The sequence below is a fragment of the Afipia sp. 1NLS2 genome (assembly GCF_000178995.1).
Lineage (GTDB): Bacteria > Pseudomonadota > Alphaproteobacteria > Rhizobiales > Xanthobacteraceae > Afipia.
The window spans coordinates 68,508-86,234 of record NZ_ADVZ01000005.1 but is presented as its reverse complement, the minus strand read 5'-3'; the positions used below and the strand labels follow the sequence as shown (position 1 = coordinate 86,234).

The 17,727-nt window shown below is 61.8% G+C and carries 16 protein-coding genes; 14 read left to right on the top strand and 2 right to left on the bottom strand.

Translation table 11 applies throughout. From position 1 onward, the window contains the following. Window positions 1-210: 210 nt before the first annotated feature. The 14 genes from AFIDRAFT_RS16535 to lpxB all read left to right on the top strand — a co-directional run bounded on the left by AFIDRAFT_RS16535 (window position 211) and on the right by lpxB (window position 14,798). Window positions 211-1,209: a 30S ribosomal protein S2 gene (locus tag AFIDRAFT_RS16535; protein ID WP_009340756.1), complete on the top strand. Its 999-nt coding sequence runs from the start codon at window positions 211-213 to the stop codon at window positions 1,207-1,209. 119 nt (window positions 1,210-1,328) lie between these two features. Then, window positions 1,329-2,252 carry a translation elongation factor Ts gene (gene tsf / locus AFIDRAFT_RS16530; RefSeq protein ID WP_009340755.1) on the top strand — a complete coding sequence of 308 codons (924 nt, stop codon included), beginning with the start codon at window positions 1,329-1,331 and terminating at the stop codon, window positions 2,250-2,252. 42 nt (window positions 2,253-2,294) lie between these two features. Next, window positions 2,295-3,011, top strand: coding sequence for a UMP kinase (pyrH, locus tag AFIDRAFT_RS16525; RefSeq protein WP_009340754.1), 717 nt, complete (start codon window positions 2,295-2,297; stop codon window positions 3,009-3,011). Between the two features lie 16 nt (window positions 3,012-3,027). Continuing rightward, on the top strand, window positions 3,028-3,591 hold the full coding sequence (gene frr, locus AFIDRAFT_RS16520) for a ribosome recycling factor (RefSeq protein WP_009340753.1): 564 nt from the start codon (window positions 3,028-3,030) through the stop codon (window positions 3,589-3,591). Window positions 3,592-3,600: 9 nt separating this feature from the next. Then, window positions 3,601-4,359, top strand: a complete 759-nt coding sequence (locus AFIDRAFT_RS16515) for an isoprenyl transferase (protein ID WP_009340752.1) — start codon at window positions 3,601-3,603, stop codon at window positions 4,357-4,359. An 8-nt stretch (window positions 4,360-4,367) separates the two neighbouring features. Beyond that, complete coding sequence (locus tag AFIDRAFT_RS16510) at window positions 4,368-5,210, top strand: phosphatidate cytidylyltransferase (RefSeq protein ID WP_009340751.1); 843 nt, start codon at window positions 4,368-4,370, stop codon at window positions 5,208-5,210. Between the two features lie 4 nt (window positions 5,211-5,214). Beyond that, a complete protein-coding gene (gene dxr / locus AFIDRAFT_RS16505) occupies window positions 5,215-6,438 on the top strand; it encodes a 1-deoxy-D-xylulose-5-phosphate reductoisomerase (protein WP_040298601.1) in 1,224 nt (407 codons plus the stop codon). 46 nt (window positions 6,439-6,484) lie between these two features. Beyond that, complete coding sequence (rseP, locus tag AFIDRAFT_RS16500) at window positions 6,485-7,633, top strand: RIP metalloprotease RseP (RefSeq protein WP_009340749.1); 1,149 nt, start codon at window positions 6,485-6,487, stop codon at window positions 7,631-7,633. A 168-nt stretch (window positions 7,634-7,801) separates the two neighbouring features. Further along, complete coding sequence (bamA, locus tag AFIDRAFT_RS16495; protein ID WP_009340748.1) at window positions 7,802-10,258, top strand: outer membrane protein assembly factor BamA; 2,457 nt, start codon at window positions 7,802-7,804, stop codon at window positions 10,256-10,258. A gap of 138 nt (window positions 10,259-10,396) precedes the next feature. Further along, the gene (gene lpxD, locus AFIDRAFT_RS16490; protein WP_009340747.1) at window positions 10,397-11,485 is read left to right on the top strand and encodes a UDP-3-O-(3-hydroxymyristoyl)glucosamine N-acyltransferase; all 1,089 of its coding nucleotides are present in this window, start codon (window positions 10,397-10,399) and stop codon (window positions 11,483-11,485) included. After that, window positions 11,485-11,943: a 3-hydroxyacyl-ACP dehydratase FabZ gene (gene fabZ / locus AFIDRAFT_RS16485; RefSeq protein WP_009340746.1), complete on the top strand. Its 459-nt coding sequence runs from the start codon at window positions 11,485-11,487 to the stop codon at window positions 11,941-11,943. Before lpxD ends, fabZ begins: the two co-directional genes overlap by 1 nt. A 4-nt stretch (window positions 11,944-11,947) precedes the next feature. Continuing rightward, complete coding sequence (lpxA, locus tag AFIDRAFT_RS16480) at window positions 11,948-12,751, top strand: acyl-ACP--UDP-N-acetylglucosamine O-acyltransferase (RefSeq protein WP_009340745.1); 804 nt, start codon at window positions 11,948-11,950, stop codon at window positions 12,749-12,751. A gap of 11 nt (window positions 12,752-12,762) precedes the next feature. Beyond that, window positions 12,763-13,617: an LpxI family protein gene (locus AFIDRAFT_RS16475; RefSeq protein ID WP_009340744.1), complete on the top strand. Its 855-nt coding sequence runs from the start codon at window positions 12,763-12,765 to the stop codon at window positions 13,615-13,617. 2 nt (window positions 13,618-13,619) lie between these two features. After that, window positions 13,620-14,798 carry a lipid-A-disaccharide synthase gene (lpxB, locus tag AFIDRAFT_RS16470; protein WP_009340743.1) on the top strand — a complete coding sequence of 393 codons (1,179 nt, stop codon included), beginning with the start codon at window positions 13,620-13,622 and terminating at the stop codon, window positions 14,796-14,798. Between the two features lie 40 nt (window positions 14,799-14,838). On the opposite strand, the gene gltA is transcribed toward lpxB, so the two are convergent. After that, on the bottom strand, window positions 14,839-16,143 hold the full coding sequence (gene gltA / locus AFIDRAFT_RS16465; RefSeq protein ID WP_009340742.1) for a citrate synthase: 1,305 nt from the start codon (window positions 16,141-16,143) through the stop codon (window positions 14,839-14,841). A gap of 142 nt (window positions 16,144-16,285) precedes the next feature. Beyond that, window positions 16,286-17,707 (bottom strand): glutamate--tRNA ligase, encoded by a 1,422-nt coding sequence (gltX, locus tag AFIDRAFT_RS16460; RefSeq protein WP_009340741.1) that lies wholly within the window; start codon window positions 17,705-17,707, stop codon window positions 16,286-16,288. Window positions 17,708-17,727 lie beyond the last annotated feature (20 nt).

Here is a 17,727-nt window from a genome sequence, read left to right as displayed (position 1 = left end):
GCCGGAACCCGGGGGCGGGGGGGGGCAAATAATGCCCCCAAATCCTTGCGTTATGGCCCCTCTGTGGGTATAAGCCGCGCCATCTCACACGGAAACATGGCTGTCACAGGCCGTCCGGTGGCAACCGGACCGCACGATCTGTCCATTTCGGACGCATCCGTAAGGTCCATTGCTCACACGTTTCCGGAGGAACCAACCGGAGAATACACAATGGCGCTTCCCGATTTCTCGATGCGTCAGCTCTTGGAAGCTGGCGTTCACTTTGGTCACCAGTCCCACCGATGGAATCCGAAAATGGCGGATTACATCTTCGGTGCCCGCAACAACATCCACATCATCGACCTCGCTCAGACCGTTCCGCTGCTGCATCGTGCGCTGCAGGCGGTGAGCGACACCGTCGCCAAGGGCGGCCGTATCCTGTTCGTCGGCACCAAGCGCCAGGCACAGGATGGCGTGGCGGAAGCCGCGAAGCGTTCGGCGCAGTATTTCGTCAACTCGCGCTGGCTCGGCGGCACGCTGACCAACTGGAAGACGGTGTCGGGCTCGATCAAGCGTCTGCGCCAGCTCGAAGAGATGCTGGGCTCCGCCGAAGGCAACCAGTACACGAAGAAAGAGCGCCTCACGCTTCAGCGCGAGCGCGACAAGCTCGACCGTTCGCTCGGCGGCATCAAGGACATGGGTGGTCTGCCCGACCTGATCTTCGTGATCGATACCAACAAGGAAGATATCGCGATCCAGGAGGCTCAGCGCCTCAACATTCCGGTCGCGGCGATCGTCGACACCAACTGCGACCCGAAGGGCATCACCTACGTCGTTCCGGGTAATGACGACGCGGGCCGCGCCATCGCGCTGTATTGCGACCTCATTGCGCGTGCGGCCATCGACGGTATTTCCCGCGGTCAGGGCGATGCCGGCATCGATATCGGCGCCATGGCCAACCCGCCGAAGGAAGACGCGGCAGCGGCTCCGAAGGCCGACGGCTTCCAGGGCCTCGCCGGTCCGCGCGGCGTTGCCGACGACCTCAAGAAGCTGTCGGGTGTGTCCGGTGCGATCGAGAAGAAGCTCAACGATCTCGGCGTTTTCCACTACTGGCAGATCGCCGAACTCGACCACGACACCGCACACAAGATCGGCGAAGAAGTCGGTCTTCCGGCCCGCGCCGATGGCTGGGTTACCCAGTCGAAGGCGCTGACCGCCGACGCGGAATAATTCAAGACCACCTTCGCGGCCGGCTCTGCCGGCCGCATCATTTTCAGGCAAGAAACGCCCTGTAAGACGATGGCATGCGGCACCGCAGCCGCGAACTGCAGGCGAGAGGATATTTGACGATGGCAACGATCTCAGCAGCGATGGTCAAGGATCTGCGCGAAAAGACCGGCGCGGGCATGATGGATTGCAAGCAGGCGCTCAATGAAAACAACGGCGATATCGACGCCGCGGTGGACTGGCTGCGCAAGAAGGGCCTGTCGAAGGCCGCGAAGAAGGCCGGGCGCGTCGCCGCCGAAGGCCTGATCGGCGCGGTCGTCTCCGGCAACAAGGGCGTTGTCGTCGAGGTGAACTCGGAAACCGATTTCGTGGCCCGCAACGAGCAGTTCCAGGGCCTCGTCAAGATGATCGGCCAGGTCGCGCTCGACGCTGGCGCCGATGTCGAGAAGATCAAGGCTGCCAAGGTCGGCGCCGTCACGGTGGAAGCCGCGATCAACGACGCGATCGCCACCATCGGCGAGAACATGACGCTGCGCCGTGCCGCTACGCTCTCGGTCGGCAAGGGCGTGGTCGCCAGCTACGTGCACAATGCCGTCACTGACGGCCTCGGCAAGATGGGCGTGATCGTCGCGCTCGAATCGACCGGTAAGGCCGACGAACTGGCAGCCCTCGGCCGCCAGCTCGCGATGCATGTCGCTGCCGCCAATCCGCAGGCGCTGGACGCCGCCGGTCTCGACCCGCAGGTGGTTGCCCGCGAGAAGGACGTGCTGGCCGACAAGTACCGCCAGCAGGGCAAGCCGGCTGCGATGATCGAGAAGATCGTCGAATCGGGCCTCAAGACCTACTACAAGGAAGTCACCCTGCTGGAGCAGGCCTTCATTCATGACAGCGGCAAAAGCGTCGCCCAGGCCGTGAAGGAAGCCGAAGGCAAGGTCGGCGCGCCTATCAAGGTTGCCGGATTTGTGCGCTATGCTCTCGGCGAGGGAATCGAGAAAGAAGAATCCGATTTCGCCGCCGAAGTCGCCGCCGCTGCCGGACAGGGCTGAGCGGAGACTTCCGCTCAACCGATCTGGAAGGGACAACGCGTCATGGGTGAGCCGCTCTATCGTCGCGTCGTGGTGAAACTGTCCGGCGAGTATCTCGCCGGCCACCAGCCTTTCGGCATCGATCAACCGACACTGGACCGCGTTGCAGGCGACCTCATCGAGGCGGTGGAGCGCGGCATTCAAGTCGCCGTCGTCGTGGGCGGCGGCAATATCTTCCGCGGCGTGGATGTATCCTCGCGCGGCGTATCGCGGCCGACCGGCGACACCATGGGCATGCTCGCCACCGTCATGAACTGCCTCGCGCTGGAATCGGCGCTGGAGCGCAAGGGCCAGTCCGCGCGCACGCTCTGCGCGCTGGCGATGCCGCAGGTCTGTGAACTGTTCACCCGCAAGGCGGCGCTGCGTTATCTCGCGGACGGCCGCATCGTGCTGTTCGCGGGCGGCACGGGCAATCCGTTCTTCACCACCGACACCACCGCCGTGCTGCGCGCGAGCGAGATCGGCGCGCAGGCGGTGCTGAAGGCCACCAATGTGGACGGCGTCTACAGCGCCGACCCGAAAGTCGACAAGACCGCCAAGCGGTTCGAACGGCTGACGCATTCCCAGGCTATCGAGGGCGGCTACAAGGTGATGGACGCGACAGCGTTCGCGCTTGCCCGCGAGAACTCATTGCCTATCATCGTGTTTTCAATCGCCGAATCCGGGTCGATCGGCGCAATTCTGGACGGCACCGGCAACGGCACGATCGTGGCTGGCTGACAAGGAGCGGAAGTTCATGACGACGAACGGTTTCGACATCAACGATCTGAAGCGCCGCATGGATGGCGCCAAGGATTCGCTGAAGCACGAACTCGGCGGCCTGCGCACCGGGCGCGCAGCGATCTCGATGGTCGAGCCGGTCCAGGTCGAAGCCTATGGCAGCCACATGCCGCTCAATCAGGTCGCAACCGTCAGCGTCCCCGAACCGCGCCTTCTCTCCGTGCAGGTCTGGGACAAGTCGATGGTCAAGGCGGTCGAGACCGCGATCGTCAACTCGAACCTTGGCCTCAATCCCGCGACAGAGGGCCAGGTGATCCGGCTGCGGATTCCGGAATTGAACGAGGAGCGCCGCAAGGAACTCGTGAAGGTCGCGCATAAATATGCGGAGGCGGCCAAGGTCGCGGTGCGTCACGTTCGCCGCGACGGCCTCGACATCGTCAAGAAGCTGGAGAAGGATCGCCAGATGTCCGAGGACGATCAGGAGCGGGCGTCCGGCGAAATCCAGAAGGTGACCGATGCCGCTATTGCCGACATCGACAAGCTGCTCGCCACCAAGGAAAAAGAAATTCTCACCGTCTGAGAGAAACCGATGTTGAAAGGCGACACGCCGCAGACTGGAGAGCCGGAAAACACCGGATCGCCGCGGCATGTCGCAATCATCATGGACGGCAACGGACGCTGGGCGGCTGCGCGTGGACTGCCGCGCGCGGAAGGGCATCGCCGCGGCGTCGAGGCGCTGCGCAAGGTTTTACGCGCCGCGCATGAACTCGGCATTTCGTATCTGACGATTTTCTCCTTCAGTTCGGAGAACTGGTCGCGTCCCGCGAGCGAGATCGGCGATCTGTTCGGCCTCTTGCGCCGCTTCATCCGTAACGATCTTGCCTCCCTGCACAGTGACGGCGTCTGCGTGCGCATCATCGGCGAGCGCGAGGGACTGGAGCCGGACATCAAGGCGCTCCTGAAGGAAGCCGAAGATCTGACGCGCCACAACACGCGGCTGACGCTGGTGGTGGCGTTCAACTACGGCTCGCGCCATGAAATCGCCCATGCCGCACAGCGGCTGGCGGTCGAGGTCGCCGAAGGCAAGCGCGATCCGGCGACGATCACGGCCGAAACGCTCGGCAGTTATCTCGATGTGCCCGACATCCCCGATCCCGATCTGATCATCCGCACCAGCGGCGAGCAGCGGCTGTCGAATTTTCTGATGTGGCAGGCGGCTTACAGTGAACTTGTTTTCGTGCCGATTCATTGGCCGGATTTCGACAAGGCGGCCCTGGAAGGAGCGATTGCCGAATATGCGACCCGCGAGCGCCGTTTCGGCGGCCTGATCGCAAAGACAGGATCGTGAACGGCGCGATGCCGGACTCTTCCGCGCCAATACTCCCCGTGAAGGGATCGCGCAATCTCATTGCGCGGATCGCTGCTGCCGCATTGCTGGCGCCGGTGGCCTTGATGTTCGTATTCGCCGGCGGCTGGCTCTGGGTGCTGCTGGTCACCGCGATCGCGGTCGGCCTGTTTTACGAATGGCACGAGATCGTCAATCCGGCGCGCAACCCACGCACCTTCGCCGCTGGCGTGATCGCTCTCGAACTGATCGGCCTGGCGCTCTGGTTCGGATGGGGCGGTGTAGCGTGGGCCGCGTTCATTCTCGGCGTCACGCTGATCGTCTTTCTGGCGACGGAGCAGCGGCGCTGGACCACGGCGGGATTCATCTACGCGGCGGCGGCGCTTATTGCCTCGGCAATGGTGCGGCTCGACGGCGCGATGGGGTTTTACGCGCTGATGTTCACGCTGTTCGTTGTCTGGGCGAGCGACATCGGCGGCTATTTCGCGGGCCGCGCCATCGGCGGCCCGAAACTCTGGCAGCGCGTCAGCCCGAACAAGACATGGGCAGGCTCGATCGGCGCGCTTGTTCTGAGCGCCGTGGTAGCGCTGGTCGTCAGTTGGCTTGGCTGGGGGCGGTTTGTGCCGCTGCTCATTCTCGCGCTCGCGATGTCGGTGGTGGCGCAACTCGGCGATCTGTTCGAGTCGGCAGTGAAGCGCCGTTTCGGGGTCAAGGATTCGAGTCAGATCATTCCGGGCCATGGTGGCCTGATGGATCGGCTCGATGGGTTCGTCGCTGCGATTATTTTCGTGGCTTTGATTGGGTTTTTGCGTGCCGGCGCGGATGGCATCGGCCGTGGTTTCATGATTTGGTGATCTGATGAGTGTTGTGCCTCTCCGTCAAAGCGAACCGATGCTGCATGCCGATCGTGTCGTCACGATTCTTGGCGCCACCGGCTCGATCGGCCAGAGCACCGTCGATCTGGTGCGCCGTTCGCCGGATCGCTATCGCGTCGAGGCTTTGACTGCACACAGCAATGTCGCCGAGCTTGCGAAGCTCGCGCGCGAACTCAACGCGCGCTTTGCCGCGATTGCTGACGAGGCGAGGTATGGCGAGCTGAAAGACGCGCTTGCCGGCTCGAGCATCGAGGCGGGAGCGGGCGAGGGCGCACTGGTCGAGGCGGCACTTCGTCCCGCCAACTGGGTGATGGCGGCGATGAGTGGTGCCGCGGGCCTCAAGCCCGCAATGGCCGCAGCCGGACGCGGCGAGATTGTCGCGCTGGCGAACAAGGAATGTCTTGTCTGCGCGGGCGAAGCCTTCATGAAGCACGCAGCTGCCAGCAAGGCGACGGTGCTGCCGGTCGATTCCGAGCACAACGCGATCTTCCAGGCGCTCGGCGCGGGCCGCCGCGAAGATCTCGTTCGCATCATTCTGACGGCATCCGGCGGGCCGTTCCGTTCGGCGCCGCGCGAGCAGATCGAGAATGCGACCGTGGAGCAGGCGCTCAAGCATCCGAACTGGAGCATGGGCCGCAAGATCACCATCGACTCCGCGACCATGTTCAACAAGGCGCTGGAGATCATCGAGGCGTTTCATCTGTTTGAACTTGAGGCCGACCAGATCGACGTACTGGTGCACCCGCAGTCGATCATCCATGGCCTGGTCGAATTCTCCGACCGCTCGGTGGTGGCGCAGATGGGCGCGCCCGACATGCGCACGCCGATCGCGCATTGCCTCGGCTGGCCGTACCGGATCGACGGTCCGGCCCAGCGTCTCGATCTTGCCACATTGGGCCAACTGACCTTTGAGGCGCCAGATCCGGTCCGGTTTCCGGCCCTGCGGTTGGTGCAGGAGGCGCTACGGGCGGGCGGCGCAGCGCCGACTGTGCTCAACGCGGCTAACGAGGTTGCGGTTGCCTCATTCCTTGATCGCAAGATTCCGTTCGGCGGCATCGCGCGGCTCGTGGAAGCGACGCTCGAGGCTCTGGTGGCCAAGGGAACGGCGCAGGCGCCGCAGAGTGCGGACGAGGCTTTGGCTGTTGACCATACTGCGCGAAAAACCGCAGCAGGTCTCTTGCCTCAAATTGCCTTAAAGGCATCCTAGACGATTGGGGAAGCAGGCCTGTGCGGCTTGCACGCGAGGAACGGACGTGGATTTTTTCTTCAATGCTTTCCATACGTTAAGCCACGGCCTGATCGGCTATCTCATTCCTTTTCTGTTTGTCCTGACGGTCGTCGTTTTCTTCCACGAACTGGGGCACTTCCTGGTGGCGCGCTGGGCTGGTGTGCGCGTGCTGACGTTCTCCCTCGGCTTTGGCCCCGAACTGTTCGGTTTCAATGACCGCACCGGCACCCGCTGGAAGCTCTCCGCCATTCCGCTCGGCGGCTACGTGAAATTCTTCGGCGATGCGAGCGAGGCCTCAACGCCTGCGCCCCAGATGCTTGCCGCGATGTCGGAGAAGGAGCGGCAGGATAGCTTCCACCACAAGAGCGTTGCGCGCCGCGCCGCCATCGTGGCGGCAGGCCCGATCGCGAATTTCATTCTGGCGATCGTGATTTTCGGTGCCCTGTTCACATTCTACGGCAAGCCCAACACCAGTGCGCGGGTCGACACCGTGCAGGCCAACAGCGCCGCTGCTGCAGCGGGTTTCAAGCCGGGCGACGTTGTCACGTCGATCGACGGGCAGACCATTGAAACCTTCGTGGACATGCAGCGCATCGTCTCCACACGTGCGGGCGAGCAACTGCACTTCACGGTGAAGCGTGGCGATCGCGTCGAAAATCTCACCGCCACGCCTGAACTGCGCGAGGTGAAGGACAGCTTCAACAACGTCCACAAGATCGGCATCCTCGGCATCAGCCGGTCCGCAACGCCGGGAGAGCATGCGGTTGAGCGCGTCGATCCGGCGACGGGCCTCTGGCTCGGCGTCAAGGAGGCCTGGTTCGTCGCCAAAAGCACGATCCTCTACATCGGTGACATCTTCACCCGCCGCGCGAGCGCCGATCAGCTCGGTGGGCCGATCCGAATCGCCCAGATCTCGGGGCAGGTGGCGACCATCGGCCTTGCCGCCCTGGTCCACCTGACGGCCGTGCTCTCGGTCTCGATCGGCCTTTTGAACCTGTTTCCGGTTCCAATGCTCGATGGCGGTCACCTTTTGTTCTATGCAGTGGAGGCAATTCGGGGGCGTCCGCTGTCCGAAAGGTCGCAGGAAATGGGTTTCCGGTTTGGCCTTGCTCTGGTGCTGATGCTGATGGTGTTCGCCACCTACAACGACATCCTGCATCTCGCTGGATCGTAACAATTTTACCACCCGTGGCCGATAGGCAACGTCTTGGTGGGATTTTAGGTTTTCGATGCGAAAGGACGTTTGCCCGAGTGTTAAAATTGGCTACAAGCGGGCAATGTTTTGGGGAATCTCCCGGCCCTTTCTGAGGGTCGGCTTTGGAATGATAAGGGCGCCTAGCGCATGATGGTTGGATTGCGGGGTCTACGGGGTGGCCTGGCCGCTGCCCTGGTTCTATTTGCTGCGCCTGCTGCGACAGTGGCTGCCGTCGGTTTTAGCGTAACCGCGGCTTATGCCCAGACGGTTGCTTCCATTGGGGTTGAAGGCAATCGCCGTATCGAAGCCGATACGATCCGCTCCTACTTCAAGCCGGGCCCAAGTGGCCGCCTCGACAACGCCGCGGTCGACGATGGCCTCAAGGCGCTGATCAACACTGGTCTGTTCTCCGACGTCCGAATCGAACATCGCGGTGGCCGCCTTGTGGTCGTGGTGTCCGAGAACGCCGTGCTCGGTCGCGTCGTGTTCGAGGGCAACAAGAAGATCAAGGACGAGCAACTCACCGCTGAGGTGCAGTCCAAGCCGCGCGGCACGCTGTCGCGCGCCATGGTGCAGTCCGACACCCAGCGCATCATCGAGATTTACCGGCACGCCGGCCGCTATGACGTCACGGTGACGCCGGAATACATCGAGCAGCCGAACAATCGCGTCGACCTGATCTTCGTCATTCAGGAAGGCAAGAAGACCGGCGTGCAGGCGATCAACTTCATCGGCAACCACGCGTTCTCGAGCTACCGCCTGCGCGACATCATCAAGACCCGCGTATCCAATTTCCTGTCCTTCCTCTCCTCCGGCGACGTTTACGACCCGGATCGCGTGGAAGCCGACCGCGACCTGATTCGCCGCTTCTATCTCAAGAACGGTTATGCGGACGTGCAGGTTGTTGCGGCGCTGACCGAATACGATCCCTCGGTGAAGGGCTTCATTGTGACCTTCAAGATCGAGGAAGGTCAGAAGTACCGCGTGGGCTCGATCAGCTTCAATTCCACGATTCCTTCGTTCGATGCGAATACGCTGCGTTCCCTGTCGCGCGTCAGCGTCGGCTCCGTCTACAACGTCGAGGCGGTCGAGAAATCGGTCGAGGACATGACGGTCGATACCTCGCGCCGCGGTTATGCCTTCGCGCAGGTCAAGCCGCGCGGCGACCGCAACTTCGAGAATCACACCGTTTCGATCGTGTTCGACGTGACGGAAGGACCTCGCGTCTACATCGAGCGCATCAACATCCGCGGCAACACGCGCACGCGCGATTACGTGTTGCGCCGTGAATTCGATATCGGTGAGGGCGATGCCTACAATCGTGCGCTGATCGACCGCGCCGAGCGTCGCCTGAAGAATCTCGATTACTTCAAGGAAGTGAAGATCACGCAGGAGCCGGGCTCCTCGCCGGATCGCGTCATCGTCAACGTCGACGTGGAAGAAAAATCAACCGGCGACTTCTCGGTGTCGGGCGGCTACTCGACCGCCGACGGTGCGCTCGCGGAAGTCAGCGTCTCCGAACGCAACCTGTTGGGCCGCGGCCTGTACGCGAAGGCGTCGGTGCAGTACGGCCAGTATGCGCGTGGTTACACGCTGTCATTCGTCGAGCCGTATCTGCTCGGTTATCGCGTCGCGCTGGGTCTCGACCTCTATCAGCGCAAGCAGTTGGCCAACAGCTACGTGTCGTATAACTCCGACACGTTCGGCTTCAGCCCGCGTCTTGGCTTCCAGTTGCGCGAAGATTTGTCATTGCAGGTGCGCTATTCAATCTCGCAGCAAAAGATTGAGCTGCCGTGGCAGTTTCAGAACTGTAATAACGGTATCCCGTATCCCCAGATTACTCCGCCTAATACCATTCAAGATTGTTTCGTCGATGGGGAAGCCTCGGTTCCTGTCAAGGCAGGCCTTGCTTTCGGCAGAGTCCTGACCTCGTCAGCAGGCGCCACGCTGACCTACAACACCCTCGACAACAACAAGAACCCGACCTCCGGTATTCTGGCCACTTGGGCAGAAGATTTCGCTGGCCTCGGCGGCGACGTGCGCTATGTGAAGTCCACCGGTGACGTGAAGTTCTATACGCCGGTCGTGTCCGACATCGTCGGCTTCATCCATCTGCAGGGTGGTATCCTCAATGGCTGGGGTGGAGGCGGTGCCGCGAATGTTGGCAATCCAAACGGTAACGTCCGCATGCTGGACAATTTCCAGATGGGTCCAAACCTCGTTCGTGGTTTCGCCCCGATGGGCATCGGTCCGCGCGACACGACATTTGGAACGACGAACGATGCGCTGGGTGGCACCAAGTACTGGGGCGCTTCGGCCGAGTTGCAGATGCCGTTCTGGTTCCTGCCCAAGGAAACTGGCCTGAAGGGGGCGGTGTTCGCGGATGCCGGCTCGTTGTGGGGCTATGAAGGTGTTACCCAATATCTGGGGCAGTCCGTCAATCTCGGCGGCACGGATACCATGAAGGTTCGCTCGTCGGTGGGTGTCGGCCTGATCTGGGCCTCGCCGTTCGGTCCGCTCCGGTTCGACTATGCCGTGCCGATCAACAAGGTTACCGGCGACCGCGTCCAGGAGTTCCGGTTCGGCGGCGGTACTTCGTTCTGATCCGGGCTTGAGACACAGCTCGTTTTCACCGAAATTGAAGCGGCCGGATCACCTCCGGCCGCTTGATTTTATGGATGATTTGTTCCGGACTGCTTCCATTATGGATTTTCAAGGCCAGTATTCTGCGAGGCAGCAGGCATGACGCAGCCGGGCTTTTTCAAGCAGCCGGAGCCCATGACCTTGGGTGACATTGCCGCTCTGACGGGAGCTCAATTGGCCGACCCGTCGCGGGCCGGGCAGACTGTCAGCGGAACGTCCACGCTTGATCAGGCGGGTCCCAGGGACCTCGCATTCTTCGACAAGCGCAAATACGGCGAGGAACTGCATCGCTCGCATGCGGGAGCCTGCCTCGTCAGCGCGAGCCTTCAGGCGGACGTGCCCGACCACATCGCTGTGCTGCGTGTCGCCAACCCGTACACAGCCTTCGTGGAGGTTGCCCGCGTGCTCTATGCCGACACGCTGCGGCCGGCCTCCTCGTTCGGCAATGAGGGAATAGCCGAATCTGCCGTCGTCCATCCCGATGCGCTGCTGGAGGATGGTGTGATCGTCGATCCACTGGCTGTGATCGGCCCCGATGTCGAGATCGGCATGGGAACGGTGATTGGGGCCAGCACGGTAATCGGTGCGGGCGTCAAGATCGGTCGCAACTGTAGCATCGGCCCGGGCGTGACGATTCTGCATTGCCTCATCGGCAACGATGTCATCATCCATCCGGGCTGCCGGATCGGTCAGGATGGCTATGGTTTCGTGTCCGGACCGAAGGGGCACAAGAAGGTCCCTCAGCGTGGGCGGGTTCTGATCCAGAACGACGTCGAGATCGGCGCAGGCACCACGGTCGATCGCGGGGCGTTGCGCGATACTGTGATCGGCGAGGGCACCAAGATCGATAATCTGGTGCAGATTGGCCATAACGTCACCATTGGGCGGCGCTGCATTATCGTCAGCCAGAGCGGTGTGGCGGGAAGTTCGACGCTTGGCGATGGCGCCGTGCTGGGCGCGCGCGTCGGCGTCAGCGATCATGCCACCATCGGCGCGGGCTCGATGCTCGCGGCGCGCTCGAGCGTCGTCGGCGAGGTGCCGGCAAATGTGAAATGGGGTGGCTCTCCCGCGAAGCCGATCAAGCAATTTTTCCGCGAACTGTTCGAGGTCGAGAAGCTCGGCCGCGAAGGTCTCAACGGCGGCAAGTCGAAGAAATTGCCGGGTGCGAGTGAAGAAGGGCAACAATAATGGAAGCGCAAGCGCCAATACGCTTGGAGTCGGTGGACATCGGCACCATCATGAAGACCCTGCCGCACCGGTATCCGTTCCTCCTGATTGATCGGGTGGTGGATATTCGCGACGATTTTAGCGGCATCGGCATCAAGAACGTCACGGCGAACGAGCCGTGCTTTCAGGGTCATTTTCCGAACCGGCCGATTTATCCGGGCGTGTTAATGATCGAGGGTATGGCGCAGACAGCGGGCGTGATCGGGATGCTATCGACCGAGACCGAGCGGCCGACGGCGGTTTACTTCCTCACCATCGATAAATGCAAATTCCGCAAGCCGGCGGGGCCGGGTGATGTGATCTCGTACCACATGCGGCTCGTGAACCGGAAACGCGCGATGTGGTGGTTTCACGGTGATGCCAAGGTGAATGGTGTCACGGTCGCCGAGGCCGATGTCGGCGCGATGCTGGCGGATTGAGTTCATGGCCAAGATTGATCCTTCCGCGCGTGTTGAATCCGGTGCCGTTCTCGGCGCCGATGTTACTGTCGGACCCTTTTGCGTGGTCGGCCCGCATGCCGTGATCGGCGCAGGGACGACACTCATTTCTCACGTCAATATCGCCGGCGCGACGACGATCGGCGAGAGCTGCACGATCTACCCATTCGCATCGCTCGGCACGGCGCCGCAGTCGACCGGGTATCGCGGCGAGCTGACCAAGCTCGTCATCGGAAACAGTTGCACCATCCGCGAGGGCGTGACGATGAATGCGGGCACCGTCTCGGGTGGCGGTGTCACGACCGTCGGAGATCGCGGATATTTTATGAACAATGCACATGTCGGTCACGACAGCCGCGTTGGCAATGACGTGATCTTCGCAACATCGGCGACGCTTGGCGGTCACTGTGAGGTTGGCGATTTCGTCTTCATGGGCGGTCTGTCGGCGGTCCATCAGTTTACGCGGATCGGCTCACAGGCGATAATCGGCGGCATGTCTGGCGTTACTCACGACATCATCCCGTATGTCATGGCTAATGGTCAGCGGGCTCGTCTGGAGGGGCTGAACATTGTTGGCATGAAGCGGCGCGGGTTTACCCCGCCACGCCTCAGGGTCGTGCGGTCGTTTTACGATAAGTTGTTTTTTGGGCCCGGCGTTTTCGCAGAACGGCTGCCGGCGCTGCAAAAGGATCATGATTCCGATCCAGCGATTCTGGACATTCTCGATTTTATAACGGCCGATCGGAATCGGCCGTTATGCCTTCCCTCGTTTCATTCCGATCACTCCTGAACGGGATGACGATGGACAATCGGACCGATCATCAACATCCGGTCGGATTGATTGCTGGAGGTGGCGTGCTTCCATTTGCGCTGGCCGACAGCCTGCTCGCGCAGGGGCGCACCCCGGTCTTTATCGGCCTGAAGGGATTCTGCGATCCACAGCGCATCGTGAATTATCGCCATCACTGGTTTTCAGTCGGCCAGTTTGGTTCGATCATGAAGGCGCTACGCGAGGAAGGGTGCTCCGACATCACCTTCATCGGCAATCTGGTCCGGCCTGCGTTCAAAGATCTGCGGTTCGACTGGCTGGCGATGCGGCTTATTCCCCGGATTTTGAAGGGCCTGCGTGGCGGCGACGACCATATCTTGTCAGCCACGGCGCGGGTGTTCGAGGACGGCGGCTTTCGCGTGCTCGGCGTGCGCGACCTCGCGCCTGATCTCCTGATGCCATCCGGCTGCCTCACGCATGCGCAACCCGATGCAGCGAGTCTGAATGATGCGGCGAAGGGGCGGGAGGTGCTGCGAGCGATCAGTCCGTTCGATGTCGGACAGGCGGTCGTTGTCATCGATGGCCATGTGGTGAGCATCGAGGACATTGCGGGGACCGATGCTCTGCTCGTACGGATCAAGGAGCTCCGAGAGAGCGGGCGGTTGCGCGCGAAGCCCGGGCGGGGCGTTCTCGTCAAGGCGCCGAAGCAGGGGCAGGATCTGCGCCTCGATCTTCCCGCGCTCGGACCGCAGACGATCCGGGGGGTAGCAGAAGCCGGCCTTGCCGGGATTGCTGTGATGGCAGGGCACTCGGTTGTCGCTGAACCGCAAGCGATGGTTGAGGCGGCGGACAATGCCGGCATCTTCGTCGTCGGGCTGGAGTCCTGACCATGACGCAGAAGGTCATGGGGAGCCCGCGAAAAATCTTTCTGATTGCGACCGAGCCTTCCGGCGACCACCTTGGCGCGGCCTTGATGAAGGAGTTGCATCATCGGCTCGGCAACGAGGTTGTGTTTGCAGGCATCGGTGGCCGTGAAATGGAGGAGCAGGGGATCGTCTCGCTGTTCCCGATTGACGATCTCGCGATCGTCGGCTTCGCAGCAGTCGCGCGGCAGCTTCCTATGCTGCTTCGGCGTATCCGGGAGGCGGCTTCGGCGGTCGTCCAGGCCAGGCCTGACATTCTGGTGATCATCGACAGTCCCGACTTCACCCACCGCGTGGCGAAGAAGGTTCGCAAGACCGTTCCTTCGATACCCATCGTCGACTATGTCTCGCCGACGGTATGGGTGTGGCGTCCGGGTCGCGCGCGGGCGATGACCCGTTATGTGGATCACGTCTTGGCGGTGCTACCGTTCGAGCCCGACGTGCATCTCAACCTCGGCGGCCCGGCTTGTACCTATATCGGCCACCCGCTGATCGAACGGCTCGATACATTGCGGCCAGATGCGGAGGAAGCGCGGCGGCGGAAAACGCCGCCACCGGTGCTTGTTCTGTTGCCAGGCAGCCGTCGCGGTGAAATCCGCCACCACATGCCGGTGTTTGGCGAGACATTGGCGTCGCTACGCGAGCAGGGGCTTGTGGTCGAAGCTGTGCTGCCGACCTTGCCGCATCTGCTGGACGCTGTGAACGAGGCTGTTGCGCAATGGCCAATACGGCCGCGCATCGTCACGACAGAAGCGGAGAAGCAGTCTGCGTTTCGCAATGCGCGCGCGGCGCTGGCAAAGTCGGGAACCGTAACGCTCGAACTGGCGCTGGCCGGCGTGCCGATGGTGACGCTCTATCGCGGAGGCGCGGTGGAAGCCTGGATCGCACGTCGCGTCGTCCGTGTGTCCTCGATCATCCTCGCCAATCTTGTAATCGGTGAGAATGTCATCCCTGAGTTCCATCAGGAGGAATGCACGGCGCAGAACCTCGCGCCTGCGTTGCTGAGTGTTCTGAACGATACGCCACAGCGTCGGCACCAGCTTGAGGCTTTCGCGAAGCTCGATCGGATCATGGACACCGGCGGGCGCTCGCCGAGCGAGCAGGCGGCAGACGTTATCTTGCGGGAAATGAAGCCGCAAAAATAAAAACGGCCGGAAGATCCGGCCGTTTTCTGTCTCGAAGCTTTTACTTGCGCTGGTCGAGCGGCACGTAATCGCGCTTGGTCGAGCCGTTGAAGAGCTGGCGCGGGCGGCCGATCTTCTGTTCAGGGTCTTCGATCATCTCGCTCCACTGGCTTATCCAGCCGACGGTGCGGGCAACCGCGAACAGCACGGTGAACATCGATGTCGGGAAGCCCATCGCCTTCAGCGTGATGCCCGAATAGAAGTCGACATTCGGGTACAGCTTGCGGTCGATGAAGTACTGGTCGCTCAGCGCGATCTTTTCCAGCTCCATGGCGACATGCAGCAACGGATCGTTGCCGTGGCCGGTTTCCTTCAGAACCTTGTGCGCGGCCTGCTGCATCAGCTTGGCGCGCGGATCGTAGTTCTTGTAGACGCGATGCCCGAAGCCCATCAGGCGGACATTGCTGTTCTTGTCCTTCACCTTTGCGATGAATTCCGGAATCTTGTCGACGGTTCCGATTTCGCCGAGCATCGCCAATGCGGCCTCATTAGCGCCGCCATGTGCAGGTCCCCACAGGCAGGCGATGCCAGCCGCGATGCAGGCAAACGGATTGGCGCCGGACGATCCCGCGATGCGCACCGTCGATGTTGATGCGTTCTGCTCGTGGTCGGCGTGGAGGATGAAGATCTTGTCCAACGCGTCGGCGAGAACGGGGTTGACCTTGTATTCCTCGCACGGCACCGCAAAGCACATGTGCAGGAAGTTCTCGGCGAAGTGCAGCCGGTTCTGCGGATAAACGAACGGCTGGCCGATCGAATATTTGTAGGCCATCGCCGCGAGCGTCGGAATCTTGGCGATCATCCGCATGGAGGCGATCATGCGCTGCTGCGGATCGTTGATGTCGGTCGAGTCGTGATAGAACGCGGCGAGGGCGCCGACAGAGGCCACCATCACGGCCATGGGATGCGCGTCACGGCGGAACGCCTGGAAGAAACGCGCCATCTGCTCGTGCACCATGGTGTGATGCGTGACGCGCTTATCGAAATCGTCCTTCTGCGCCTTGGTCGGCAGCTCGCCGTACAGGAGGAGGTAACATGTTTCGAGGAAGTCGCCGTGTTCGGCGAGCTGTTCGATCGGATAGCCGCGGTACTGAAGGATACCTGCGTCGCCATCGATGTAAGTGATTTTCGACTGGCAGCTTGCCGTGGAGGTAAAGCCTGGATCGTAGGTGAACATACCGGTCTGAGCGTAGAGCTTGCTGATGTCGACGACATCCGGGCCCACCGTGCCGCTGTAGACAGGCAAGTTTACGCTCTTGTCGCCTACGGTAAGGGTGGCTTGTTTTGTGTTGGACTTCACATCCATCGTGGATCCCCCGATGTCTCTTGGTACAGATTGCGAGCAGTGGACAATCTCGAAGTCGGCCGATCGCCCAAAATCTTCGGCAGAAGGGGTACCGTATTGCTATGTGCGCTGCAAGACGGCGATCTTAAGCCTTGGTAGGGGGTTACTGGCTCTGATCCTGCAACCTTGCCAAGGATATTTCACGTCCTAGAACGGCCAGGACGTCAAAAATACCGGGAGACGTCGTTCTGCCGGTCAGAGCCACGCGCAATGGCTGGGCGACAGCTCCGAGTTTCAGGTTGTTTTTCTCGGCGTAATCACGCATCGCGGCTTCTGTCGTTGCCCCGTTCCATTCCTTCACCTCGGCGAGGTGACGGCGGAGTTCGCTAATGAGCGCGCGGGTTTGCGACGTCAATAATGCTGACGCCTTTGCGTCCATCGTGAGGGGCCGGTCGGCGAAGATGTAGTTGGCGCTCTCGACCAGTTCGATCAACGTCTTGGCGCGCTCTTTCAGTCCGGGCATCGCCTGCAAGAGTTGCGCGCGCGTGGTGTCGTTGAGTTTGGCCTGCAACGCGGGGCCTTGCGGGATGAAGTGCAGGACATCCTCGAAACTTTTCACCAGTTCGGCATCGTCGGTGGAGCGAATATAATGGCCGTTCAGGTTTTCGAGTTTGGCGAAATCGAAGCGCGCGGCCGAGCGGCCGATCGAACCGAGATCGAATGCCTCAATCATTTCCTGTGTGGAAAATATTTCCTGATCGCCATGACTCCAGCCGAGCCGCACCAGATAATTCCGTAGCGCCGCCGGGAGGTATCCCATGGCGCGATAGGCTTCGACGCCAAGCGCGCCATGGCGCTTGGAGAGCTTTGAGCCGTCCGGCCCGTGGATCAGCGGAATGTGCGCCATGACCGGCACATCCCATCCTAGCGCATCGTAGATATGCTTCTGGCGCGCAGCGTTGATCAGGTGGTCGTCGCCGCGGATGACGTGGGTGACGCCCATGTCGTGGTCATCCACGACGACGGCGAGCATGTAGGTGGGGGTACCGTCGGAACGAAGCAGCACCAGATCATCCAGGTTCTCGTTCTGCCAGACCACGCGGCCCTGGACCTGATCCTCGATCACGGTTTCCCCGCTCTGGGGCGCCTTGAGACGGATCACCGGCTTGGCCCCGGCAGGAGCCTCCGCCGGGTCGCGATCGCGCCAGCGGCCATCGTAGCGCACGGCCCGGCCTTCGGCCCGCGCTGCCTCGCGCATCTGGGTCAGTTCCTCCGGAGTCGCGTAGCAGCGATAGGCCTTGCCCTCAGCCAGAAGCAGCTCGGCGACCTCGCGGTGCCGCCCCGCGCGGCTGAACTGGTAGATCGTCTCGCCGTCCCAATCGATACCCAGCCACTTTAGCCCGTCGAGGATCGCATCGATCGCTGCCTGCGTGGAACGCTCGCGGTCGGTGTCTTCGATCCGCAGCAGCATCTTGCCACCATTTTTGCGGGCATAGAGCCAGTTGAACAGAGCGGTGCGTCCGCCGCCGATATGGAGAAAGCCGGTCGGAGATGGCGCAAAGCGGGTGACAACGGGTTTGGTCATTTCAGGTGGTTCAATCGCTC